Source organism: Chitinophaga ginsengisegetis (assembly GCF_900168065.1).
Taxonomy (GTDB): Bacteria; Bacteroidota; Bacteroidia; order Chitinophagales; family Chitinophagaceae; genus Chitinophaga; species Chitinophaga ginsengisegetis.
The window spans coordinates 883,855-908,728 of record NZ_FUZZ01000003.1 but is presented as its reverse complement, the minus strand read 5'-3'; the positions used below and the strand labels follow the sequence as shown (position 1 = coordinate 908,728).

Here is a 24,874-nt window from a genome sequence, read left to right as displayed (position 1 = left end):
AGTTATCTAATGCTTTTCTTTTGCCTAATCTCCTTGATCACCCAATCAGGTGTGGTGAATGATACTTTCTTTCAGGTAAGGATGATTCTTCGGAACCAGTGCAGCTTTAGTCAGCTGGTTAGATACCAGGAAGATGATCAGTCCTACGAAACCAAGTCCGAGTCCGAATTCATACCAAGGGAATACCAGGGTTTTAACGGTGCCTGGGTAAACCATTTGCCAGAAATCCAGCCAGTGACCGAAGATGATCACGATAGCGATGAAAACAATGGCAGTATAGTTACGTTTGGTGTCCCTTTTCATCAGAAACAACAACGGAGTAACAAAGTTGATCAGGAGGTTCAGGAAGAAGATTGGTCTCCACTGGCCCCAAACACGCGGCTGGAAGTATTCAGTTTCTTCCGGCATGTTGGCGTACCAGATCAGCATGTACTGGGAGAACCAGAGGTAAGTCCAGAAGATGCTGAATGCAAACATGAATTTACCCAGATCGTGCAGGTGTTCTTCAGTTACATAAGTGAGATAACCGTGTTTTTTCAGATATACTACGAACAGTGCTATCAGCGACAGACCGGATACCCAGGTGCTGGCGAAAGTGTACCAGCTGTACATGGTAGAGAACCAGTGTGCATCGATACTCATTAACCAAACCCATGGCGTGGTAGATCCAACGCTCAGGGTAAATACTACCAGGAAGCCACCGCATACAACGGTATTTCTCCAGAGTAATTTACGGCCTGTTTCAGGACGCAGATCCCATCCATCTTCTTCGATAGACATTCTGCGGAGCTTCAGGGTAAAGAAGATCCAGAGGCCCAGTGTCAGGATAGTTGCTACGGTAAAGAATCCTTTGTTCAGGAAAGCAGATTTCCAGGTCAGGATCTTATCCTCTGCCACATGGTGTGCGTTTACCCAGTGGTAGATATCCTCTTTTCCACCAAAAACAAGGATCATTACAATCACAAATAAAATGGCGGACAAAACGGGAACGGCCATTGAAATAGCTTCAGGTACACGGCGGAAAGCAATCTGCCAGCCACCATGTGCCAGGGTAGTAGCAGCTATAAAGAAGGTGCTCGCCAATGTAATCAGCAAAAAGAAGCTGCTGTTTTGCAACAGACCGGCCCAAAACCGTGTCGCGTTCTCACCTTGAAACGCAATTAATCCGATCAATAACGTCAGCAAGCCCACGCCCATTAACACGAAGCTGGTCTTTTTTAATCTTGCCGGTACTACAAATTGGTCTTTCATTACTGTATATTAAAATACTTGATTGAAATTCAGTTTAACTCATTTATTTAGCTGCAGTGCTATCGTTAGCAGGAGCGGCAGACGGGGCGGCAGCACCTGGCTGTTTACTCTTGATATAAGCAGCAATCTTCCAGCGCTGGTCTCTGTCGAGCTGACTGGCATAACTACCCATCATGTTATAACCATAAGTCATTACATGGAACAGGCGGCCTTCTGTGTAACCGGATTTTGCACCGGCAACCAGGTTGGCAGGAGCTGCAGGATAAGGTCCATCTCCACCTTTGTACAGCGGACCATTACCATCTAATGCAGTACCATGACAGATACCACAGTAGATATTAAATAAACGTTCGCCTTCTTTAAGATCAGACGGCGTAATAGTTAATGGATTTTTCACCAGATTAGCCAGTGCCGTATCTGATTCTTTCAGATGGTATGGCAAAAGTTCTCCTCTTTTTACTGTTCCTTCCACTGGCTTCAGGCCTGACAAACGAGCACTGTAAAATTCATACGCACGGGATTCATACATGTCTGGCATATAAATCCTGCCGGGCTTTCTGTTATGCTCCCCCCTGTTACAGGCTGCCAGGAAAGCTCCAGTTGCCAATGCGGCTACAATCAATATGTTGGAAGTCCTTTTCATCAGAAATTATTTATCTAGCTTTCATTAGTTCTTGCTTGCTCAAATCCTAATGTCGCAACGGTATGTTTTAGCTGTTATTTTAATTAAGCGTTTGCGGTCTGAATCTTACGGAGATAAGGCTCATCATCCTTATCATATCTTCCGAACCACCATCCTGCCTCAGCCTTCTGCTCATTGATATCCTGCGCACCTGCAGCAGCGAGGAAGCTCTTTACTTCTTCTGCATTGGTTTTCTCTGTCAGCTCTATTACCATCACAAACTTATCGTCTGTTTGTCTTGGATGGAAGATGTGTTTCTTCACACCCGGCATTAACTGGCACAGATAACAGAAAGTCATCACCATACCTACCGCCGCAAATAATACGGTCAGCTCAAAGGTGATCGGAATAAAAGCAGGCAGCGGGAAATGTGGTTTACCACCAATGTTCAGCGGCCAGTCTACATTAAATACCCAACTCATGAAGGATAATGCTGTAGTAGTACCAGTGATACCATATATGAAACCGGCTGTGTGCAGACTGGTTTCTCTTAAACCCATTGCATGATCGAGGCCGTGAACAGGAAAAGGAGTGTATACATCGTGCAATTTGTATCCTGCAGTGCGTACTTTCTTTACTGCCGGAAACAACACTGCCTCATCGTCAAACAAGCCTACAACAAATTTTTTAACAGCCATATATTTAAAAATTCAAATTCCAGGTAATTAGTTCTCTTAATTCGTCTTTTAGTGTGCATGTGCCACGTCGTGCGCAAATTTCTCAGCACTCTCTTCTTCGTAAACTTCCATTTTCTCTTTGTAGTTCTCACCGGAAGTTTTCAGGACAGCCTTGATTTCAGCTACCGCAATTACCGGGAAGTATTTAGCAAACAGGAAGAAGCAGGTGAAGAACAAACCGAAAGTACCCATGTAGAAACCTACTTCAGGCCAGGACGGACGATAGTAAGCCCAGCTGGATGGCAGGTAATCGCGGTACAGTGAAGTACAGATGATTACAAAACGCTCAAACCACATACCGATGTTCACAATGATAGACATTACGAAAGTCACCATTACATTTCTTCTCATTTTGCGGAACCAGAACACCTGCGGAGTAATTACGTTACAGGTCATCATGATCCAGTAAGACCAACCCAGCGGACCGGCAGCACGGTATTTGAAGAAAGTGGCGAACTCGTAAGGGTTAGCGCCGTACCATGCCATGAATAACTCAGTCAGGTAAGCACAACCTACTACGGAACCCGTTAACACAATTACCTTGTTCATGGCTTCCATGTGACCCAGGGTAATATATTCTTCGAGATGTAATACTTTACGGGTAATGATCAGCAACGTTTGTACCATCGCAAATCCGGAGAAGATCGCACCCGCTACGAAGTAGGGAGGGAAGATGGTAGTGTGCCAACCGGGAATTACAGAAGTCGCAAAGTCAAAAGATACGATCGTGTGTACAGACAGTACCAGTGGAGTGGATAAACCTGCCAGTACCAGCGACAGCGCTTCATGACGTTGCCAGTGTTTGGTAGAACCGGTCCAGCCAAAAGCAGCTACACCATATAATAACTTGCGTAATTTAGTTTTAGCCCTGTCACGAACGGTAGCGAAATCCGGAAGTAAACCAGAGTACCAGAACAGGAGGGATACGGTAAAGTAAGTAGAGATCGCAAATACGTCCCAGAGAAGCGGAGAGTTAAAGTTAACCCATACCGGACCGCGGGTATTTGGATAAGGCAGAATGAAAAACGCCATCCATACACGACCCATGTGAATGATCGGGAACTGACCGGCGCACATTACCGCGAAGATCGTCATCGCTTCCGCCGCACGGTTCACCCCCGTACGCCAACCCTGGCGGAACAGGAGGAGGATCGCGGAAATCAGGGTACCGGCGTGACCAATACCTACCCACCATACGAAGTTGGTAATGTCCCAACCCCAACCGATGGTTTTATTCAGATTCCATACTCCGACACCGAAATAGATCTGCCAGAACACGGAAAAGGCACCAAAGCCCAACAGTGTCAGGGAGATGAAAAAGCCTACATACCACAGTTTTCCAGGCTTCCCTTCAATGGGACTAATGATATCTTCCGTTACCTGGTGATAATCCTTAACCCCGTCTACCAAAGGTTCTCTCAGTGTGGATTCGTATTTTAAATGCATATTCTATAAGCTTTTAGCTGCTAGCTTCTAGCTACTAGCCCTTGTCTTTTGTTATGATCTCAGATTCTGTTCTTTCTGTCTTTTTCTTAACGATTACCGGTTAAGATCATTACGCGTGGTGCGCTTCTTCCTTGTGAGCAGACTCTTTTTCTGCTTTAGGAGCGGCATCCTTGTTTCTGATCTTCGCCAGGTAGCTGATAGATGGCAGTACGTGTGTTTCTTCCAACACATAGTACATCCTGTCTACCTGCTGCTCGTTACGAATCTTATAGATTTCGCTGTTCTTGTCGTTGATGTTACCAAATACGATCGCATCAGCGCCACAAGCTTGCTGGCAGGCGGTTTTAGCGGCTCCATCTTTCAATGGGTGACCAGCTTTCTTCGCATCCAGTTTCGCTTCCTGTAAACGTTGTACGCAGAAAGAACATTTTTCCATCACACCACGGCTACGAACCACTACATCCGGGTTCAGTACCATGCGGGTCAGGTTATCGTTCATATCAGCCACATCGTACAGGTTGTTTTCAAAGCTGTCAGCACCATTCCAGTCTCTCCAGTTCAGGCGACGTACTTTGTAAGGACAGTTGTTAGCGCAGTAACGGGTACCGATGCAACGGTTGTAAGCCATCTGGTTAATACCTTCAGAGCTGTGGTTGGTTGCTCCAACCGGACAAACGTTTTCGCAAGGTGCGTTATCGCAATGCTGACACAGCATCGGCTGGAACACTACTTCCGGATTTTCTTCATCACCGCTGAAGTAACGGTCGATGCGGATCCAGTGCATTTCATGCGCTTTCGCCACTTCTTCTTTACCTACAACAGAAACGTTGTTCTCTGCCTGGCAGGCAATTGTACAGGCACCGCAACCAAAACAGGTGTTCAGGTCGATAGACATGCCCCATTTGATACCAGGGTAGCTGTAGTTAGGATAGAGGGTAGCATCCTTACGGAAGTCAGGACCAAATTTCTTCAGTTCCAGTCTGTCTTCGTTTACCTCTTTAGGGTTCTTGATGAACTCTTCCAGGGTAGTTTCTTTAACGATCGGACGACCTTCGTAACTATTATGTGTTTGTGTTAAAGCAACAATTTCTTTCTGACCGGTAGCTTCTACAGATGCGTCAGTAGTGAAGTAGTCAAAGTTCTGACCGTTGAAGCTAACAAAAGGATAAACATTTTTACCGATACCGGCAGCAGCTCTTCCTACGTTATTACCACGGCCGTAACCTACTGCGATAGCGATTACTTCAGGGTGCATACCCGGAACAATCAGCAGCGGCAGTTCGATTTCTTTACCGTTGGATTTAACTTTCAGTACTTTCTTCTCTGCATTGATTTCGTAATCATCTCCTAACTGGGTAGAGAAAGTTTTAGCCAGTTTGTTGGAGATACAGGCGTAGTTACCCCAGGTAGAACGGGTAATCGGGTCAGGCATTTCCTGTAACCACGGGTTGTTGGCAGATCTGCCGGTACCGATAGCTACTTTTTCATACAACACCAGTTCCAGTTTACCACCTTTTTTGGCGCTGCTGATTTTGGATGCAGCACCGGCAATATCACCGGCAAATGCAGCACCACCTAATGCAGGCGCAGTAGCTGGTTCAACAATACCATCCTGTAATGCTTTATCCCATGCTTCCTGTCCGCCCAGTTTGCTGATCCACTCATTTTTCAGGTAGTCAGCCCAGGTAGTGGTAGTGTTACCAGACCAGGTGAGGAGCGTATCCTGGATAGCACGTGTTTTAAACAGCGGCAGGATAGTAGGCTGGGCGAAGCTGTAGTAACCTGCTCTTCCTTCAGCATCATTCCATGATTCCAGGAAGTGATGATCAGGAGCTACATATTTACACAGTTCAGTTGTTTCGTCGTTTCTGTCGTTGAAGGATACCGCGATCTTCACTTTCTTCAGACCTTCTGCGAATTTCTGGGATTCGAAGTAGTCGTAAGCTGGGTTAGCGCCATAAACCAGTACAGCACCGATGCTGCCTGCGTTCATATCGCTTACCAGTTTGGTCATATCGCTGTCGATACCCTGACGGTAGTTGGAAGGAGAAGCGAAGTCGATGGTAGTACCATTGGCGCCAACGATGTTGTTGATGGCGTTTACAATGATCTGTACGTTTACATCGTTAGAACCGCTTACTACCAGTGCTTTACCAGCGTTTGCTTTCAGTGATTCTGCCGCTTTCTTGATACCATCTGCTACACGTTTGTCAGCAATAGCCGGAGCGGTTACGCTGCCGCCAACTGCTGCCAGCAGTGCCAGTGCTACTGCACCGGTTTCAGAAGGTTTGTGTGTATATCTTTCGTCCGCATTTGCACCGGTAAGGCTCATATGGCTTTCGAACGCGAAAAGTTTGGACATTTCGGGTTTCTGTGCATTGATCTTACGGGTAGAAGCAAATTGGCGGGCATATTCAACCGGGTTCAGCCAGGTTCCGATAAAGTCTGCTCCTAAACTCACTATCGCTTTGGCATTTTCAAAGTGGTAGGAAGGAACAACTCTTTTACCGTAAGAGGCTTCGTTTGCCTGCAGCATACCTGAGTAGGAAACTGCATCGTATACTACGTGGCGGGAGTTTGGATATTTTGCCAGGAACTCGCCGATCACTTTTTTAGTAGTGGGGCTGAGTAAAGTGGCGCTTAATAAAACAACAGGAGCACCGCCTAATCCGGCCAGTGCTGCACCTATTTGTTTATCCAGTTCTGCCCAGGTTGTTTCCGTACCACCGATAGATGGGAAACGGAGACGGGCAGTATCATACAGGCTTAATACAGCGCCCTGTACTTTGGCGGATGTAGCGCCCTGTGTGATAGCTGATAAAGTATTCCCTTCCAGTTTGATGGGACGACCTTCGCGGGTTTTCACCACAACCGGTACATATTCGCCATCAATGGCATAAGAAGAAGCATAATAATTGGCTACACCCGGGGTGATCTCTTCCGGTTTGTTTACATACGGAATCGCTTTCTTAACCGGTGTTTCACAGCTGGCAGCAATAGCGGCAGCAGCGGTGGTGAACCCCAGATATTTCAGAAAATCCCTGCGGGGGGTAGTAGCATTCAACAGGCCTTCACTCTCGAACGGAAGTTCTTCACTGAATTCGTTCTTCACAATTTCCTGATGCGCATCGGTATTGTGCAACTCCTCCAAGCCTTTCCAATACTTTTTTTGCTCCATGTTATATTAACGAGTTACGTTTATAAATTTTGATATCTTCTGATTAAGAGAAAATCTCTCTAAATCCTTCCTAGTAGTGACATTTTTGACATTCAGTACCACCTACCATCTCAACTGTTACGCTATCGATCTTCTTATCTTTAATATCCTGATGAAGCTTTTCGAAGATGCTGTAATAGTTGTTGTCAGCAAACTGCACTTTGGTAGTACGGTGACAGTTGATACACCATCCCATAGAGAGATCGGAAAACTGATGTACTTCATCCATTTCGGTGATGGCACCGTGGCAGGTTTGACATTGTTGCTGACCGGCAACCACGTGTTGAGAGTGGTTAAAGTAAACGTGGTCAGGCAGGTTGTGGATTTTAGTCCATTCGATTGGTCTGCCTGGCTTGGTATATTTACCAGCTTCAGGATCCCATCCTACGTAATCGTATAATTTTGCAATTTCAGCAGTACCATCTACCTTCTTACCTTCTGCAGTTGTCAGCTCAGGACCGGAGTATTCCTTAATGGCCTTGTGACAGTTCATACAGATATTTTCAGAAGGGATCATTGCGTGTTTACTCTTCTCAGCACCGGCGTGGCAGTACAAACAGTTGATCTGGTTGATACCCGCGTGCACCTTATGGCTGTAGAAGATAGGTTGCTCCGGCATATAGTCTTTCTGGCGACCCAGGCCGATTGCACCCTGAATAGTGAAGTAACCGCCTACCATGAACAGCACCAGGATGATCAGCGCCAGGTAAGCTTTATTTTTGTAGAAAGGAACAGGGTCCGGAGTAGGAACTCCTTCTTTATCACCAGCCAGCTTATTCAGGTTGCTGTTGATCTGCATGAGGATCAGCGCTACTACTGCGAGGATCAGTGTGATGATACCAAACAGTAAACTGTTGTCATTGCCTTTGTCTTCAGCACCTTCAGGGGCTCCCGCTTCAGTAGGTTTAACTCCACCCGGAGTTTTCGCTTGCTCAACTTTTACATAAGCCAGGATGTCGTCAATCTCCTCATTTGATAACTGAGGGAAAGCTGTCATCGCTGTCTTGTTGTACTGATTGAAGAGGTCATTGGCATATTTGTCCCCTGTAGCCAGTACAGAAGCAGAGTTGTGGATCCACTGGTGCAATAATTTCTTATCGGGCCAGCGATCTTCTACCCCCGCTAATGCAGGACCTGTCAGCTTCTTATGGACATTATGGCAGGAAGCGCAGTTTGTTTGGAATAATGCTTTACCCTTCGCTGGATCCGCTGCCTTAACAGAAGAAAACGGAATTACTATACTAGCGCATAGAATAAGCACACTCACAAAATGCTTGCGCAAAAGAATGGAAACACGACGATACACAGCCTATATAGTTTAGATTTGACCTAAAGTTTCTTAAAAGTGCCAGCAAAAATAAGACAGAATGTTGACAATTTACCAACAATTAAAAAAAATTATTGTCTTATAGAATGCTGTTTTCAACCTCTTTTTTGAGCAACGATTGAGCTGGAAGTCTTTCTGCTGGCCTATTTAAACGCTTCACCTATTATTTCCTTTCAAAACTTATTATTTTGATTGAAAGTTTAATTCCTCTGTGGGCGCACGTCTACATCATAACGTGGGGCAAGGTTTGCGGGGATATAATTATAATATATGCAGATGAAAATCAAATAGTGGTCCCCTATATCCTTTAACACACAATATAATATATTATCTGTCAGCGCAGTTAATTTCTGTGAGAGTTGTTATTTTTACCTTAATAACCTGCCGGCGGACCAGAATGTTCAATCTGCCATCAAAAAATCGCTCCCATGAAAAATAGTATCATACTCCCCGTTTTGCTTACCGCCTTCACGGCCTGTAACAATAATACCGCCACCACCCAAAACGATAGCACCTCACAACATACCACGCCGGGTACAGCTACCCCCACCGTTATCACCGGCACCTTCCAGGGTACCCTTCCGTGCGCCGACTGCCCCGGTATGGACTACCAGATCAGTTTGTTTGATGATCATACCTTTCATGAACTGGTGGCCTACCAGGGAAGAGGACAGGGGATAGCCTCCGTGGAAACCGGCACCTGGAAACAAACCTCCGACTCCACCGTAATGCTTCAGAAGAAAACCGACAGCAGCTCCTTCCTCGCCTCCGAAGGGAAACTCCTCCTCCTCGATACCAAAGGCAAACGGATCGAAGGAGTACTGGCCAGCAATTATATCCTCAAGCCGGTAGAGGGCGGCGACCGCAGGCAACTGCTCGCCGAAAAGTCGAAAGCCGGCATCCGGTTCACCGCCAGTGGCAACGAACCCTTCTGGAGCCTCGACCTTGATAACAAAAAAATACGTTTCAACAACGTTAATGGCGACAGCCTCCAGGTTACCCTCCCCCCGGCCAGGCCTAATACCGATACTTTAAAGGTATACACCACCCCGGATATCACGATAAGTATCCGCAATACCGTTTGTACCGACGATATGAGCGGTCTGATGAAACCCAATACCGTACAGATACAGGTGAAAGACAAAACATACCAGGGCTGCGGGGAATATCTCAAATAACTTTAAATCCCTGCTAAATTGTCTATTTTTGTACCCTACTCAAACAGTAAGAGACTTTGAAAAATATTGCCATATTCGCATCGGGTGCAGGAAGCAACGCGCAGAAAATTATAGATCATTTCAAACAGTCAGATAAGGCCAGGGTTACCGTAATCGTTTGTAACAAACCCGGAGCCGGTGTTTTACAGATTGCCGAACGCGAAGGTATTACCAGTATACTCATTGAAAAGGAGGCGTTCCTCCATTCAGATAAATATATCCAATTATTAAAAGAACAAAAGATCGACCTGGTAGTGCTGGCCGGTTTCCTATGGAAAATCCCCGCCAACCTGGTACAGGCTTTTCCTAACCGCATTATCAATATCCACCCGGCCCTGTTACCAAAATTTGGCGGAAAAGGGATGTATGGACATTTTGTGCACGAAGCGGTTATAGCTGCCGGAGAAAAAGAAAGTGGCATCACCATCCACTTTGTGAACGAGAAATACGACGACGGAGAAACGATCCTGCAGGAACGAATTATCATCACACCGGAAGATACGCCCGAGTCAGTAGCACGCAAAGTGCAGGCGCTGGAACATCAATGGTTTCCGGTAATTGTGGAACGATTATTGACCAGTTCTGAAAGCTGACACACGCCCGGATTGAGGTTCTGAAGCCAGTCTAACCCTTACAACTGTATGAAAAAGACACTGCTGTTAATATGGTTATCCTGTTCATTTATTTTATCATCCTCTGCCCAGGATGGCAAAACACAATTGAGCAAAAACACCTTTCTTAAAGTAAATCCTACCACCTTAATTAATGAACTCGATATTTACCTGGAACAGGAAATAACTGATAAATTCAGCCTGGAGGTAGGTATCAGCGGTATCTATACAGATTACCCCGATTATGTGCTGGCAAAAAAGATTGATATCGGACAGAAAAAACCGGATATCAGTACTGAACAGTTTGTAGATGGCCGGGGACTGGGCTTCCGCGTAGGTGCACGCCTGTACCTTATTTCACAGGAAATGTCGCCCTCCCGCGCAGCCGGCACCTACTTCGAACCCGTGTTATTCGTAAAAAAGGTTTTCTACCCTAATGAAGACAATACCTTCAGTAACATTACCTACACCAACTCAGGAGACAAAACCGTTATCGGCCTGCAACTTCTGGTAGGACGGCAGTTCAAAAAAGACCGCTTTATCCTTGATCCCTTTATCGGTGTAGGTATCCGCAGTAAAATCTATAAATACAATACCTATCATTTCGACGACGACAAAGTATCCCTGAACGATGGTAAAATGGTCAGCATACTGCCCAGCCTCCAGATAGGTATTAAAATGGGGCTCAAACTGTGGTAATCTTCCCTAAAACGGTACAATCACTTTAGCACTGAAATTTCTACCCATATTATAGATGCCCAGCCGCCCGTTAGGGGAGGAGCTGTAGTATTCAAAATATTTCAACCGGTTCATATTGGCCTGGTAAGCCACGTTGGCCACATTATCCAGCTGCAGGAACACTTCACATACCGTTTTTCCTTTCTTATTGAGAATACCGGTACCGGCGCCTATATTGAAAAGGGTATATCCCGGCGTAAATGTTTCGGTATCATCCACCCCGTAAAAATGCGGCTGGTCTGCAATAATATCAGCCTCCACGCGGGCATAGGCTTTGGTAAAGATCCCGTAATTGCGTTGAGTGGTTGCCTTTAGCTCGCTGCGTATATGCGTGGGGGGTATAAAGGGCAGGTACCGTGCTTCGTCGCCATGCGTGCTGATCAGTTCCATGTTCCGGTTACGTCCCTGCGTGTAGGCAACACTGTTATTCATGGTAAGCCAGGCTATACTCTGCGGATGGAGATTTACACTCACCTCCGCTCCAAATAGCCTCGCGGCAGATTGCTGGTACTTATAGGTGGCGTTACCCGGTACTATTACCACGGGGTTGCCGGTATTATCGTATAGCTTTGCCTGGTAGATATAGTTCTCAATATTATTATTAAACAATTCCACACTGATATCCGCATCCGGTAACCATGCCTGTATACCGATGTCTTCCTGCAAACTGAACTCCGGCTTAAATCCACGGTTCCCCAGGTATACAATATGCGCGCCCGGATCAAGACCATTGGAGCCTATCTCTGTAATATTCGGCGCACGGTAGCCCCGTGCAATGTTAGCCTTTACCAGCACCCGCTCGCTGATATTCCAGGTAGCGCCCAGGCTCCCGGAAATACCGGTATACCGGTGATTGAAAGAAGGGAACTGCAGATGGGCCCCTGCCGTATCAGGCAACTGCGCATGTTGCTCAAAGCCATTCTCTTTATTGGGTCCTACGTAGAAGTCGTTCCAGCGGATAGAACGGTTGTCGTAACGGATACCACCCGATACATCTACCTTACCAAAAGATTTCCTGGCAAAAATAAATCCGCCTATGTCAAACAGGTTATAGTCCGGAATGGGAAAATCGGTACCATTCTTACTCTTATTCGACTGGTACATACCATTCACACCTACGGTTGTTTCCAATCCGTTCATCACGGGTAAATTATAGCGCACATCATAGTTCAATGTATTCAGCACTACGTACAGGCCAGGCTGCTCAATCATCTCCGGGTGATTGTACTCCCGCCGGATGCTTTGTTGCACCCCAATCATGGTATTAATATCGCCGGTACCCACATTCCATTTGGAATGGTTGTATACCCGGTAATGCTGGATATGCTGATGTAACGGGTTAATGGTGTAGGTACGCAGCTCATTGTCCGGTACCAGTGGCCGGTCTTTTATATTGTCATCGGCATCCTTCACCTGCCTGGTAAATTTACGGGTCAGGGAATCACGGCTACCATCGGGGATTTCCTGGGTGTTGTCATAAAGCGTAGCACCAAATTGGGAGTGCCCCCATGATTTATCCACCCTTGCCAATGCGGTGAGATTGTATTCCCGGAAGGCGGTGCCATATACAAATCCATCCACACTGTTGCGGTAGTTATGCGCCGCCTTGGCGGTGCCCCTCAATACATATTTCCAGTCGTTTTGCCGGTAAGCCAATCCCAGTGAGGATCCTATCATTCCATTATTACTATGGTAATCAGTAAGAAAGCTGCCCTGTAGTTTTCCTGGTGTCAGTTCCGGGATGTCGGGGATCATGTTAATTACACCGGCCAGCGCATCAGAGCCATAAGTAAGACTGGCAGGTCCTTTCACCACTTCCGCCCGTGAAATACCATACTGGTCTATTTCAATGCCATGCTCATCGCCCCATTGCTGTCCTTCCTGCCGCACACCGTCGAACAGCGTCAGTACGCGGTTATAGCCCAGTCCCCGGATAAATGGTTTTGAAATATTGGGGCCGGTTGTTACCGCGCTTACGCCCGGCACTCCTTTAATAATAGCATCAATAATGTTATTATTTACGTTCATGTTCATTTCCCTTTTACCGATAACGGCAATAGGTATGGGGTTTTTCCGGACAGCGGTGGCGCGGGAAACACCGGTTACCACTACTTCATCCAGCTTAGATAAATCTTCTTCCAGGGAAACGTTCAATACCGTTGTTTGGCCCGCTGTAATTTGTTTCTTCAGCTTAACGGTTTGGTATCCTACCATTGATATTTTGATATCATAAGTACCTGCTGCCAGGTTTTTAATATTGAAAAGCCCCTGCTGATCGGCAGTAGCACCGGTATGCAGGGCGGGGATAGCAATGTTGGCAAACTGCACCGGCTTCCCGTCTTTGTTCACAACTGCCCCTTTCACTACGCCTTGCTGGGCATATGCCGTAGTAATGAATAATAATAAGAATAGTAATGTAGATAGTTGTTTCATGCGTATAAGTAATCTTGGTTTTAAACTCAGTACAGTGTTTTCACGGATAGTAACAATGGATTACACTTCCAATTTAATTTTCAACAAAACTATCTTCTATTTTTATACTTGTCTTAATTATTTTTTAGATTAGTCTAAATATCTGGAAAAGGATCTTTAAAAAGATGACCATCCCGGAAGTTTTTGATTTCCAATTCGGTGCACAGGCAGCTGTCGAGATCAATGATGATACCATGTGAATCCAGTTCCTGTCCTATGATTACCAGTTCATTATACCTGTCGGCAAAGCGGGTATCCCAGCGGCTGGTAATGAGTTCATAGGTTTCGGGATCCATTTGCCATTGCTTGCGGGGGATGGCACACCACCAGTAACCGGCCTTCTCGGCACGCAGTGATCCGCCCGCCTGGCTCCAGTTTACAGCGATGTCCGGGCGGGAGGCCAGCCAAAATAATCCTTTACTGCGGATAATATTGCCGGGCCAGCGTTCATTGATATACTGCCAGAAGCGTTCCGGATGAAAGGGTTTGCGGCTACGGTATACAAAGGAAGAGATGCCGTATTCTTCCGTTTCGGGGGTGTGTTCATTTTCCAGTTCGGCCTGCCAGCCGGCGCTTTGGGAGGTGGTGTCGAAATCGAAAAGGCCGGTATGCAGTATTTCTTTCAATGGTACCTGGCCCTTGATGGATTCCACGATGCGGGCCGTGGCGTTTAATTTACGCAGCACTGCCTTCAGGTTACCCAGCTGTTCTTTTGATACCAGGTCGCATTTATTCAACACAATCACATTGGCAAATTCTACCTGGTCTGTCAGCAGGTTCACGATGGTGCGCCGGTCTGCCGCATCATCCGTTAAGCCCCTGTCCTGCAGGAACGACATACTGCTGTAATCGTTGATAAAATTATACGCATCCACTACCGTCACCATTGTATCCAGCTGGCTTACCGTGCTGAGATCAACGTTGTTCACTTCATCCTGGTAACAGAAAGTTTGCGCCACCGGTATAGGCTCCGAGATGCCGGTAGATTCAATCAACAGGTAATCAAACCGTTTCTCTGCGGCCAGTGCAGCTACTTCCTTCAGCAGATCTTCCCGGAGAGTACAGCAAATGCAGCCATTGCTCATTTCCACCAGGCGCTCTTCCGTTTTGTGCAGCGTATTTTCATTCTTCACCAGTTGCGCATCGATATTCACTTCACTCATATCGTTAACAATAACGGCTACACGAAGATTTTCGCGGTTGTGCAGCACGTGATTAAGCAGCGTAGTTTTCCCCGCGCCGAGAAAGCCACTCAGCACCGTAACAGGTAATTTTTCCATATGTGATAAGTTATATTGCTATGTGTGTGCGTATTTTAATTACAGCAATTGTTTCAGCAGTTTTACAGCCCGCCAGCCGGCAGATGCCGCCGGCTATGTTCATGGGGGTGGCCTTTAACCGTAGCGCATTGTTTACAACGTTTCAGGTTTAGTATATGCGCGCCCGTTACTCCTGCCGCACCGGCAAAGATGACAACAGGTTCCCAGAAACCGCCGGCAATCCCGAAATGCCCTCCCAGTAACCAGGCAAACCCCACGGTAAAGATCAGCAGGGGCGCTATGCGCCGGTGATGCCTGAAATATCCCCGTCCCAGCGACAAACAGCCTACCCCAAAGGAGAAAGACAATAAGCCATACTCCAGCATTTCATTTTCCAATACGTGCGATCCCACCAATGGCAATACCGTGAGCAGCAAAGGGAGTAAGGCGCAGTGCACGGCACACAACAGGGAAGCCCCTATTCCAATAGTGTCCAAACTCATCTTCTTTAAAATATTCACTTCCATGTTCCCATTTTTCTATCCGGACAAAACTACGTAAATTTGCAACAATGTTGCAAATTAAAATATCTCTTATCTTCAGATAATTTATTTTTTCAACTATAAAATGTTGCAGGCGTGTTAAAAAAATAAGAGATGCATTGCACTGATGGGCATCTGTTAACTATGTGCTACCTTTGTATATCGAATAAAACAAGGAATCATACCTATGTCGAAGAAAGCAATTATACTGATTTCGTTTTTTGTGTTGTTGAGCGCAGGTTTCCTGACCTATGCCGGTTATATTATTAAAGGAGAAACAGGTACCTTCTTTGGAAAAGACAAGTTACCTCACCTGGGGGCGCCGGGACATACTATCCCCGGATTTTCCTTTACAGACCAGGAAGGCCGCACGAAAACGAAGACAGACGTTGAAGGCAAAATTTATGTATCTGAGTTCTTTTTTACCACCTGCACCGGTATTTGTCCGAAGATGAATGCCAATATGGACAAGGTATATGCGAAGTATAAAGACAATCCCAGCTTCCTGATCCTTTCCCATACGGTAGATCCCGAACACGACAGCGTGCCGGTACTAAAGGCATATGCCGCCAAACATGGCGCTGATTCTAAAAACTGGTGGTTCCTTACCGGCGACAAGAAACAGCTCTACCGGTTGGCCAGGCAAGGTTACCTGGTAGACGATGGCGTATATACCGGGGAAGAAGATTTTGTACACACCCAATGGTTTGCATTGGTTGATAAAGCAGGACAGATCCGCGGTTTGTATGAAGGCACTAAAAAACAGGACGTAGATAAATTGATTGAAGACATAGACCGTTTAATGGAAGAATAAAGTTTTTTTCATCATGGGCACCAAACAACAAATAACAGAACGAATTGGCAGTATACTACGCGAAAGCAAGCTGAGTGTAACAGAAACCCGGACAAGGATCCTGGAACTGTTCATGAAAAGCAACGGTGCGCTGGAACATAGCGATTTTGAAAAGCTGGCTGGTCAGTCGTTCGACCGTGTAACCGTATACCGTACCTTACAAACATTCCTCGACAAAGGAATCATTCATAAAATACCTACTACAGATACCTCTGTACGCTACGCTTTATGTAAGTCGGAGTGTTCGGAGCATCACCACCACGATCATCATATTCATTTCAAGTGTGAAGAATGTGGTAATACCATTTGTTTAGATGAAACAGATGTTCCGCAAATACAGCTTCCCAAAGGTTATGCAGCACATAATGTGGAAGTAGTGGTGAGTGGGGTTTGTAAATCCTGTAAATAAAAAAATGCCTTTGTTAATGCCGCCATGCGGAACATTAACAAAGGCATCCTTACTATATCTTTTCTATTTCCGCTTTCACGAAATCGGCCAGTTCCTTCACATAAGCCGGAGAAAAATCAAATTTAATTCCTGCCGCTTTATACAACTCAGGCAACGTTTTGGTATTACCTAAACTTAACGCCTGTACGTAGTTATCCAAAGCCTGTGTTTTGTTTTCCTTGAATTGCTTCCACATGGCAATAGCTCCCAGTTGCGCAATACCGTATTCTATGTAATAGAAAGGCACTTCAAACAGGTGCAGTTGCTTTTGCCAGGTGATAGCACGGTAATCTTCGTGGCCGCTCCAGTCAACCACTGCAGGGGAAAATTCATTCAGTATTTCCAGCCATTTGGCGGTACGTTCTTCTATGGTGTGCTGCGGATGTTCATAGATCCAGTGCTGGAATTTATCGATGGTGGCAATCCACGGGAAAATGGTGATGGCCCTTTCCAATTGCTGTAACCGTGCGCGGCGCAGCTGTGTTTCGTCATCAAAGAAAATGTTCCAGTAGTCCATAGTAAATAACTCCATGCTCATGCTGGCTACTTCAGCTATCTCCATCGGGTATTCCTTGAAGGCGCTGAGTGCCAGGTGATGGCTGAGGAAAGAGTGTACCGCGTGGCCACCTTCGTGTACCATTGTGGTAAGATCTTTCATTTGTCCGGCGGCATTCATAAAAATGAAAGGCACGCCTGTTTCCGCCAGCGGGCAGTTATAGCCACCCGGCGCTTTACCATTACGGCTTTCCAGGTCGAAGCGGCCCATTTGTTTCATCACCCGGAGGCAATTGCCAAAGAAGGGACCCAGTTCATCAAAGGTGGCGATGGCTTTATTCACCAGCTCTTCACCTGTGTGGAACGGCTCCAGTGGCTTCACACCCGCTGGTTCTGCTTCTGTGTCCCAGGGACGCAGGGTATCCAGCTGCAGTTTGGCTTTCTGCTTTTCCAGGATCTGTTGTACCAGGGGAACAATATGCGCTTTGATGGCTTCATGAAACTGGAAGGCGTCTTCTTTTGTATAGTCGAAGCGACCCAGTTCTTCAAATTTATAGTCGCGGTAATTAGCGAAGCCCGCATTTTTTGCTACCTGGTCACGTTTTAAAATCAGCCCCGTGTACAGGTCATCCAGTGCTTTCCTGTCTTCCAGGCGACGGGCGCCGGTTTTGGTGAACACTTCTTCCCGCAGGGAACGGTCGCTGTTCTCCAGGAATTTAGCTGCCTGTTGCAGGGTATATTCCTGGTCTTTTACTTTGATGGTCATTTTACCTGCAATGGCACCATATTGTTGTGCCATTACACTCAGTTCCGCCTGGATAGGAATATTTTCCTCGCGGAACAGTTTCACCTGTTTCTCTACATTGCGGAGATACGTTTTATACAGGTCGGCATCCAGTTCTTTTACAAACGGGCTTTCCAGCAATTTTTTATTGAGCGCATCTGCATAGGGTTGCAGTTTGGGCTGAATTTCCATACAGAAGTAAGCGAAGGCTTCCTCAAGTGATTTATCGGTGATGTCGCAGGTCATTCGGATCTGGCGCCAGCAGGCATCTTCACTGATCACTGCTTCCAGTTCGCTCATATCTTTCAGCCATTTTTCCAGGTCTGATACGCTATTGATCTTTCTTTCCTTCAGCGCTTCAAAGTAAGGCTGCAGGGTATCCCAGGTAGTTACTTTAAAATCTTCCGGGAGAAATGTACGCGGTAGTTTCTTTATATCTGCACTTAGTTTATCCATGCTATCTGTTATTTTTAAATTTTCGGATGTAGAAATTTAGGCAATTTTACGCTAATGCCGGGTGTTTCCGGCTAAAAGAATCGTTAAATATCGGGAATGCTAAAACGATTCAGGCTTCTATTTACAGAAAAAGATCTCTGTAAATAGAAGCCTGAAATATTTTGCCGGCTGATGTTTGCTTCAATCATCAGACAACCCGGATCCTTACTATTCTTCTGTTTTCTTCTTGCGTGGCTTAGCAACTTTTTTAGGCTCTTCGCCTTCTGCTGCCGGTGCATCATCTTTCTTAGCTTTGGCTTTCTTAGGTGCTTTTTCTTCAGCGCCTGTTTCGCCTTCTTCTTTTTCAGCGGCCTTTTTAGCGCGTGGCTTCTTAGGCTTTTCTTCTGTAGCTGCTTCTTCAGTAGCTTCAGGAGCTGCTTTCTTCTTTTTCTCCGGAGCAGCGGTTTCTTCTACTGCCACTTCTTCCGCTTCACCATCACCTTCGGCGAGGATCTCATCAAATTTCAACAGATCGTTTGCTTTGAGGATACCAAACCATTTTACCATCTTCTTCATATCACTCACATACACTCTGTCTTCATCGAATTCAGGGAATACGCTTTTGAAATAAGCTTTGATAGCATTGTTGTCTGCTTTACCAGCTACAGGCGGGTGTGCCGCTGCTTTTTCCTCCATGGCCTTGAATACCTCAGCCAGGTTTACATTTTCGCCGGTAGTGAATACTTCAATACTTTCCAGTGGAGTAAAATTATGCACGCGGGAAGATACAAACCTTGTACTTTTATCTTCCAGTGACCTTACGATGGCGCCATCTTGTTTACTGGCTACTAACTGAAACAAACCGCCCAATCCGGTTACTGCAACAATTTCTCTGTACTGCATGTTCAAATTTTTAGGAAGCGCAAATATAAATAATTATAATAGATTGCCCACGGCTATTTTTGGCTTGGAAAAAGCCGGCAACGGGGTCGTGCGTCAATTCAACTTTCGTGCCATGACCACCGTGCGTTTACAGCGTTTCACGTACCCCTGAAGATTAAATATCTCTATAAAAAATATATAAATCCCTGGTGGCAAAACTACTGCATTTTCTCCAGTTCCATCCCACGGCAAATATCCGGTATTTCCCATCAATATATTGCGGGCCAGGTACCGCACCGGTTTACCCTGCAGGTCATACACAGTAACATTGCCCACAAAGCCAGGAGCGGGCAGTTGCCAGGAAAGCTGCGTTACATCAGCGGTTCCGTCGTGATCAGGGGAAAACACTTCCGGCAACAATGCAATATTCAGCGAATCGCCTGCATCGCCGCGGCGCTGGGAATTGAGCCACCCGGGGGTGGCATATCCCGCTGTGGCAGCAGCAGAATGCCAGTTGGCAGCGTCAGAAGCCGGAAGCTGGTACTGCAACCGCTCCAGCGAAATGCCCTGCAATTCACTCGCCAGCGGAAAGTGTTGTCCGCTGGTATAGGGTAGTTCATCTATAATCGTACTATCAACCCGCAGCAGCACCACATCGCCTCCGTCCAACGGCATAGACGGCAGGCTGCTTACTTCCTGGATATTTTCCGGCGACCGGCAATGGTAGTAGCTGCAAAGCAAATCTTTGTTGGTAGTCAATGCCAGCAATTGCCCGGGCATCAGCAAACGGCCGCTGGTGGTTATCTTTTTAAAAACGCCTAACCCGCCACCGGCGGTACGGGCGCAAGCACGCAGCTCATTTAAGTTCACCACCTTCCCGCTGGCGTTATACAGTTCAATAAATTCAGGGATGCCGGCAGGCGGATAAAACAGTACTTCATTGATTAATATATCGTTGCCAACCGGTTGTTGCGGTATGCCCAGCGTAACACTGTTATAGGTATTACTGGTAGCGCCGTTGCAATCTGCCACCCCGTTGCTGGTGATGGTGTATACCTCCTGTGGCCGGATAGCCGCATCAAGCTGCAGTTCTACGCTGCTGAATACCGGAGGCAGTACCCGGCAGGAGGTTACACGCAATCCACCACTGATTTCATAATGTGCAGGATTGGCTGCCAGTGCGCTATCCAGCGTTCTACTGAAGTGCAATAATACATGTATGCTGTCTGCAATGGCGGCAAATAACAGGTCCGGTTTGGAAACGTCGGGGGTATTTGCTGCCACGGCATTAATGAAACCGGGTGTGCCGCCAGCAGCAGCGGTGCTGGCTGTCCAGTTTACTTTTCCGCTGCACGGAAATGCCGTATTGATCATTTCCAGGCTGATGCCGCCCCTGCCGGCCTTTCCACCTGCATACCACCCTTGATGGTAATCTACCGCATGTATCACCCTTCTGAATGCATCATATAAAACAATCAGTGCACTGTCGTCTGCTATTGCCGGGAAACGGTCTATTCCCCTGATATTGGGAATGTTATAACTGCTTACTGCGCCCGGAGTGCATAGCACCAGCAAGCTGTCGGGCTGCAGCAAACAGGCCGGCAGCGCTACTTCCCGCCTGTTTACCGCGAGGCGCCAGTTGCTCAGCTGCACGGGTGTGGTGCTGATGTTCCGCAGTTCTATATATTCATAAGGCGGCAAGCCTGCTACAGGAGAGGGTTTCGGCATTACTTCATGAATAACCACGTCATAAATGGCCGGTGTTTGGGTGAAACCGGGGAGGGCCTGCAGCAGCAGGCAGAAACAAACAATGGGTAACCGCATGAACAATTATTTTATAGCTTTCAAACTTAGCATTCTGTTGATCACCTGGTGTTAATGCCATGTAAATGGTAAAAAAAAATCTTAATGTTATGAAAAGCGGGGGCTATATGTTAATTTTGGGCTTCCAAAATTAAAAATGTAAAACAAAATGAAAGTTGCCGTAGTTGGAGCGACCGGACTGGTTGGCTCAAAAATGTTACAGGTGTTAACGGAAAGAAATTTTCCCGTTACTGAATTGATTCCCGTGGCTTCCGAGAAGTCCGTTGGTAAGGAAGTAACATTTAAGGGCAAGACCTGGAAGGTGGTAAGTGCTGATACGGCGATTTCCATGCAACCAAATGTGGCTATCTTTTCTGCCGGTGGCAGTACCTCCCTGGAGTGGGCGCCTAAATTTGCAGCCGCAGGTATTACGGTAATTGATAATTCCAGCGCCTGGAGAATGGACCCTACCAAGAAACTGGTAGTGCCGGAAGTAAATGGCGATGCCATTACGCAGGAAGATAAAATTATTGCCAATCCTAACTGTTCTACTATCCAGATGGTGCTGGTGCTGAAACCCCTGCACGAAAAATATAAAATCAAAAGGGTAGTAGTATCTACCTACCAGTCGGTAACCGGTACCGGTGTAAAGGCAGTAACCCAATTGATGAATGAAAGACAAGGCATCACCGGTGAAATGGCATATGCTTATCCGATAGATCTGAATGTTATTCCGCAGATAGACGTGTTTCTCGATAACGGCTATACGAAAGAAGAGATGAAGATGGTAAATGAAACCAAGAAGATTATGAGAGATGACAGCATCCTGGTAACGGCTACGACTGTACGTATTCCGGTGATGGGTGGTCATAGTGAAGCGGTGAACATAGAGTTTGAAAATGAATACGATGTGGCAGAACTGAGAGCATTGCTTGAAAAAACGCCAGGAGTAATAGTTGTAGACGATCCGTCTAAGGCTTTATACCCGATGCCAAAGGATGCACACGATAAAGATGAAGTGTTTGTAGGCCGTATCCGCAGGGATGAAACACAGCCTAAAACAGTGAATATGTGGATAGTAGCAGACAACCTTCGCAAGGGAGCAGCTACCAATGCCGTACAGATAGCAGAATACCTTAGCAGTAAAAACTGGCTGTAATCATACTGTTGTGCTATGTAATTAAGGGGTATACCACTCTTAATAGCACCTCCCGTATATGACTATACGAAAATATATTTATAACTCGTTAAGAGCAAGCATTTTACCGCTTGCTCTTTTTTGCGCGTTTTACAAAAGCATAACACATAAAACTTAAAAATTACACGGAAGTAGTATTGATTTGTGCAGGATAAAATCCAATTTTGGTAGTAATAATCCTATGCCAACTTAACTCTTTGAAAAAGAAGAGAAGTCCAATTTTAGAGATGCCGGTATTTTTCGTTATTTTCTAATCAGAAAACACCCTTAAGTCCTATGAAAACCAACACCAATCGAGAGCTTCTGTTAATGCACAAGTTCACCGAAGAGTGGAGCACTAATTTCTCTTCACAAGTATCCAGGATCATGAACATCGTTGATCAGCAGGATACGCTTGACGGAATTATACCTATTATAGAGGTGGCCAATGTTTACAATCAACGTTTTGCTCACGCGCGTACGGACAAGGAAAATCTTTTAAAGAATCGCAAAGCGCGGCCGTTCGAATTCCTGATTCACAAGAATTAATCCTGGAGTAACCAGGGGGAAGTGGTTTATTGGTTTAAGAGAGGTATGAAATCCTTATGTAAACCAATAAACCACTTTTTTAGCTTTAGTCCATTGCGCGATTGATAAATTGCAGCAGGGGTTGCATCAGGGCGAAAGTTTTCAGAATTTCTCTTACTATTGCGGGTTGTGTACTGCTTTCATCTGTAAAGGGATGGGAAACGATCACGCTTTTCAGTTTCAGATAGGCTATAGCGGGATTGTCCGGCTGGTAGCCCTGCGGAGCTGTTTTCAGTGCGTCGCCCTCAATTTTCCCGAAATGTTTGATGAATTCTTTATTGGAGATCAGTTGTTCAAATTCCTGGAAGTTATAGTCGATTTCCTGTCGTAATTTTTTTAGCTGGGGTGCAGCAGGCATCCAGATACCGCCGCCGGCAAAACTGTTTCCTCCCGGTTCCAGGTGAAAATAATACCCCGCAAGGGTAGATTTTTTTCCACCGGCCTGGAAAGAAGCGGCCATATTTACTTTATAAGGGGTTTTATCCTTCGAAAATCTCACATCTTTATAAATACGGAAAACACAATCTTTCAGCTGGAGGCCCTGCATGGTGGCATCCTGTCTTGCCAAACCATCTATCAGCTGCTGTACCATACTTTCAAAATCGGCCTTGGCGGCCATGTATTCGGTTTTGTGCTCGTCGAACCAGACTTTATTATTATTCAGCCTGAGTGACTTAAGAAATTTTAACGTGGACGGCTGCAACATTACTTCTTTTTGCCAACAAGATAATACAAATCATTTATGGTTTTTTGAATTTTGAGGGGCCATCCGGAGGGGTTCTAAAAAAACAGATACAGGATATTTGCCGGAAGGCGATCTCTTCCCGTGGCAAACTCCTGCATCTGTTTGAATGCAACTTTTAGAAGTGATAGGTGGCGGCTAATAAAACATTGGATGTTATATCAGCAGGTTTACCGTCCGACTTGCTGAAAATATCTGCAGAAGCCTTATCCAGCCTAAACTCTGGCATAATAGTAAGGTTTCCTACCTTATAATTAAAGGTGAGTGTACCGGCAACTACATTACCGCCATCCGGTACGGCTCCAAAAACTTTAAGCCCGTCTTTATCACTGAAATATTCTCCACGAACCGTTAAACCAAATTTTTCAGTGAAATCAAGGTTTACGTACAGTGCATTGCCCCACCATTTTGCGTTTTCGCGGGTGCTTTTGGGTGCACGTGTGTCGGTATAGGTGCTGTAGGTAGCGTTATAACCCAAACCGAATACAGTATTGATCTGGTAAGTGGCTACCAGGTCTACCTGGTGGTTCTGAATACCGAAGGTATCTTTTCCTTCCAGGTAATTCAGGTATAATTTAACAGGTGTTTCTGCCGGAGCAAAGCCCAGCTGAGCACCAATATATTTGTGGCTGTTAAGGCTAACTGATTTCAGATCTGTAGGGTTAAACACGCCTACCATAGCGCTTAAAGAGGAAGTGAGTGCAATGTCTGCCTTCACACCTGTATTAAAGAAAGGGCCATAGCTAAACATATAGCTCATGCTATAGTTCCTGTTGGCGTAAGCATCTACCAGTTCGTAGCCAATATGTGTAGCGAAGCTACCGAGGCTTAGTTTTATTTTTTCAGCTACCTGGTAAGAAACATACAATTGTTTGATAGCCATAGACAGGCCATTGGAAGAACCGGGTACATCGTTATAGGAAAACTCACCGGCTCTTTTACCGAAGCCGAGGTCGGCTACGATGCTACCATTTTTGAATCCGTGTTCTACTTTTAGTGATACCATTCCCAATTCAAAGGAGTTGTGGGAATTGGTAAAACTGGTTTTATTATCAGTGTAATTTCCGTTGAGATTGTACTTGTAATACACATCTGCAGATCCTGATAATTTGAAAGCGGGAGCAGATGTACTATCTGTCGTGGATTGTGACATGGCAACCAGAGTGCTGCCCATGGCAAACAAGGTCGTTAACATTCTTTTCATACTTATAAATTTGGTTGATAAAAT

The 24,874-nt window shown here is 45.9% G+C and carries 21 protein-coding genes; 7 read left to right on the top strand and 14 right to left on the bottom strand.

Annotated features, from left to right (window positions below):
• Positions 1-45 precede the first annotated feature (45 nt).
• The 6 genes from B5Z18_RS22400 to B5Z18_RS22375 form a co-directional block, all read right to left on the bottom strand.
• The gene (locus tag B5Z18_RS22400) at positions 46-1,251 is read right to left on the bottom strand and encodes a quinol:cytochrome C oxidoreductase (protein ID WP_079471717.1); all 1,206 of its coding nucleotides are present in this window, start codon (positions 1,249-1,251) and stop codon (positions 46-48) included.
• 43 nt (positions 1,252-1,294) lie between these two features.
• On the bottom strand, positions 1,295-1,894 hold the full coding sequence (locus B5Z18_RS22395; protein ID WP_079471716.1) for a c-type cytochrome: 600 nt from the start codon (positions 1,892-1,894) through the stop codon (positions 1,295-1,297).
• An 83-nt stretch (positions 1,895-1,977) separates the two neighbouring features.
• Positions 1,978-2,571, bottom strand: coding sequence for a DUF3341 domain-containing protein (locus tag B5Z18_RS22390; protein ID WP_079471715.1), 594 nt, complete (start codon positions 2,569-2,571; stop codon positions 1,978-1,980).
• A 48-nt stretch (positions 2,572-2,619) separates the two neighbouring features.
• A complete protein-coding gene (gene nrfD / locus B5Z18_RS22385; RefSeq protein ID WP_079471714.1) occupies positions 2,620-4,056 on the bottom strand; it encodes an NrfD/PsrC family molybdoenzyme membrane anchor subunit in 1,437 nt (478 codons plus the stop codon).
• A 109-nt stretch (positions 4,057-4,165) separates the two neighbouring features.
• Positions 4,166-7,234, bottom strand: coding sequence for a TAT-variant-translocated molybdopterin oxidoreductase (locus B5Z18_RS22380; protein ID WP_079471713.1), 3,069 nt, complete (start codon positions 7,232-7,234; stop codon positions 4,166-4,168).
• Positions 7,235-7,304: 70 nt separating this feature from the next.
• Positions 7,305-8,579, bottom strand: coding sequence for a c-type cytochrome (locus tag B5Z18_RS22375; protein ID WP_235015986.1), 1,275 nt, complete (start codon positions 8,577-8,579; stop codon positions 7,305-7,307).
• A gap of 449 nt (positions 8,580-9,028) precedes the next feature.
• Here B5Z18_RS22375 and B5Z18_RS22370 point away from each other — a divergent pair, with 449 nt between their 5' ends.
• The 3 genes from B5Z18_RS22370 to B5Z18_RS22360 are packed head-to-tail and all read left to right on the top strand — an operon-like array spanning position 9,029 to position 11,127.
• A complete protein-coding gene (locus B5Z18_RS22370; protein WP_079471712.1) occupies positions 9,029-9,778 on the top strand; it encodes a copper resistance protein NlpE N-terminal domain-containing protein in 750 nt (249 codons plus the stop codon).
• 56 nt (positions 9,779-9,834) lie between these two features.
• A complete protein-coding gene (purN, locus tag B5Z18_RS22365; RefSeq protein WP_079471711.1) occupies positions 9,835-10,410 on the top strand; it encodes a phosphoribosylglycinamide formyltransferase in 576 nt (191 codons plus the stop codon).
• A gap of 48 nt (positions 10,411-10,458) precedes the next feature.
• The gene (locus B5Z18_RS22360; RefSeq protein WP_079471710.1) at positions 10,459-11,127 is read left to right on the top strand and encodes a hypothetical protein; all 669 of its coding nucleotides are present in this window, start codon (positions 10,459-10,461) and stop codon (positions 11,125-11,127) included.
• 6 nt (positions 11,128-11,133) lie between these two features.
• Here the strand turns inward: B5Z18_RS22360 and B5Z18_RS22355 are convergent, their stop codons facing one another.
• From B5Z18_RS22355 to B5Z18_RS22345, 3 genes are all read right to left on the bottom strand, one after another.
• Positions 11,134-13,599: a TonB-dependent receptor gene (locus B5Z18_RS22355; RefSeq protein ID WP_079471709.1), complete on the bottom strand. Its 2,466-nt coding sequence runs from the start codon at positions 13,597-13,599 to the stop codon at positions 11,134-11,136.
• Positions 13,600-13,733: 134 nt separating this feature from the next.
• Positions 13,734-14,918 carry a GTP-binding protein gene (locus tag B5Z18_RS22350; RefSeq protein ID WP_079471708.1) on the bottom strand — a complete coding sequence of 395 codons (1,185 nt, stop codon included), beginning with the start codon at positions 14,916-14,918 and terminating at the stop codon, positions 13,734-13,736.
• Positions 14,919-14,980: 62 nt separating this feature from the next.
• Entirely contained in the window at positions 14,981-15,424 is a 444-nt protein-coding gene (locus tag B5Z18_RS22345; protein WP_079471707.1) for a MerC domain-containing protein, read from the bottom strand.
• Positions 15,425-15,626: 202 nt separating this feature from the next.
• Between B5Z18_RS22345 and B5Z18_RS22340 the strand changes: the two genes are divergently transcribed.
• Complete coding sequence (locus B5Z18_RS22340) at positions 15,627-16,253, top strand: SCO family protein (RefSeq protein WP_079471706.1); 627 nt, start codon at positions 15,627-15,629, stop codon at positions 16,251-16,253.
• Between the two features lie 13 nt (positions 16,254-16,266).
• Positions 16,267-16,701, top strand: coding sequence for a Fur family transcriptional regulator (locus B5Z18_RS22335; RefSeq protein WP_079471705.1), 435 nt, complete (start codon positions 16,267-16,269; stop codon positions 16,699-16,701).
• Positions 16,702-16,753: 52 nt separating this feature from the next.
• Here the strand turns inward: B5Z18_RS22335 and B5Z18_RS22330 are convergent, their stop codons facing one another.
• The 3 genes from B5Z18_RS22330 to B5Z18_RS22320 form a co-directional block, all read right to left on the bottom strand.
• Positions 16,754-18,475 (bottom strand): M3 family oligoendopeptidase, encoded by a 1,722-nt coding sequence (locus B5Z18_RS22330; RefSeq protein WP_079471704.1) that lies wholly within the window; start codon positions 18,473-18,475, stop codon positions 16,754-16,756.
• Positions 18,476-18,682: 207 nt separating this feature from the next.
• Positions 18,683-19,357: a DUF5606 family protein gene (locus B5Z18_RS22325; protein WP_079471703.1), complete on the bottom strand. Its 675-nt coding sequence runs from the start codon at positions 19,355-19,357 to the stop codon at positions 18,683-18,685.
• A gap of 93 nt (positions 19,358-19,450) precedes the next feature.
• Entirely contained in the window at positions 19,451-21,160 is a 1,710-nt protein-coding gene (locus B5Z18_RS22320) for a lamin tail domain-containing protein (RefSeq protein ID WP_079471702.1), read from the bottom strand.
• 148 nt (positions 21,161-21,308) lie between these two features.
• On the opposite strand from B5Z18_RS22320, the gene B5Z18_RS22315 reads away from it, so the two are divergent.
• Positions 21,309-22,298 carry an aspartate-semialdehyde dehydrogenase gene (locus tag B5Z18_RS22315; protein WP_079471701.1) on the top strand — a complete coding sequence of 330 codons (990 nt, stop codon included), beginning with the start codon at positions 21,309-21,311 and terminating at the stop codon, positions 22,296-22,298.
• A 315-nt stretch (positions 22,299-22,613) separates the two neighbouring features.
• Positions 22,614-22,865 (top strand): hypothetical protein, encoded by a 252-nt coding sequence (locus tag B5Z18_RS22310; protein WP_079471700.1) that lies wholly within the window; start codon positions 22,614-22,616, stop codon positions 22,863-22,865.
• Positions 22,866-22,950: 85 nt separating this feature from the next.
• Here B5Z18_RS22310 and B5Z18_RS22305 read toward each other — a convergent pair whose 3' ends face one another.
• The gene (locus B5Z18_RS22305) at positions 22,951-23,610 is read right to left on the bottom strand and encodes a DUF2461 domain-containing protein (RefSeq protein ID WP_079471699.1); all 660 of its coding nucleotides are present in this window, start codon (positions 23,608-23,610) and stop codon (positions 22,951-22,953) included.
• A gap of 154 nt (positions 23,611-23,764) precedes the next feature.
• Entirely contained in the window at positions 23,765-24,850 is a 1,086-nt protein-coding gene (locus tag B5Z18_RS22300) for a porin (protein WP_079471698.1), read from the bottom strand.
• Positions 24,851-24,874 lie beyond the last annotated feature (24 nt).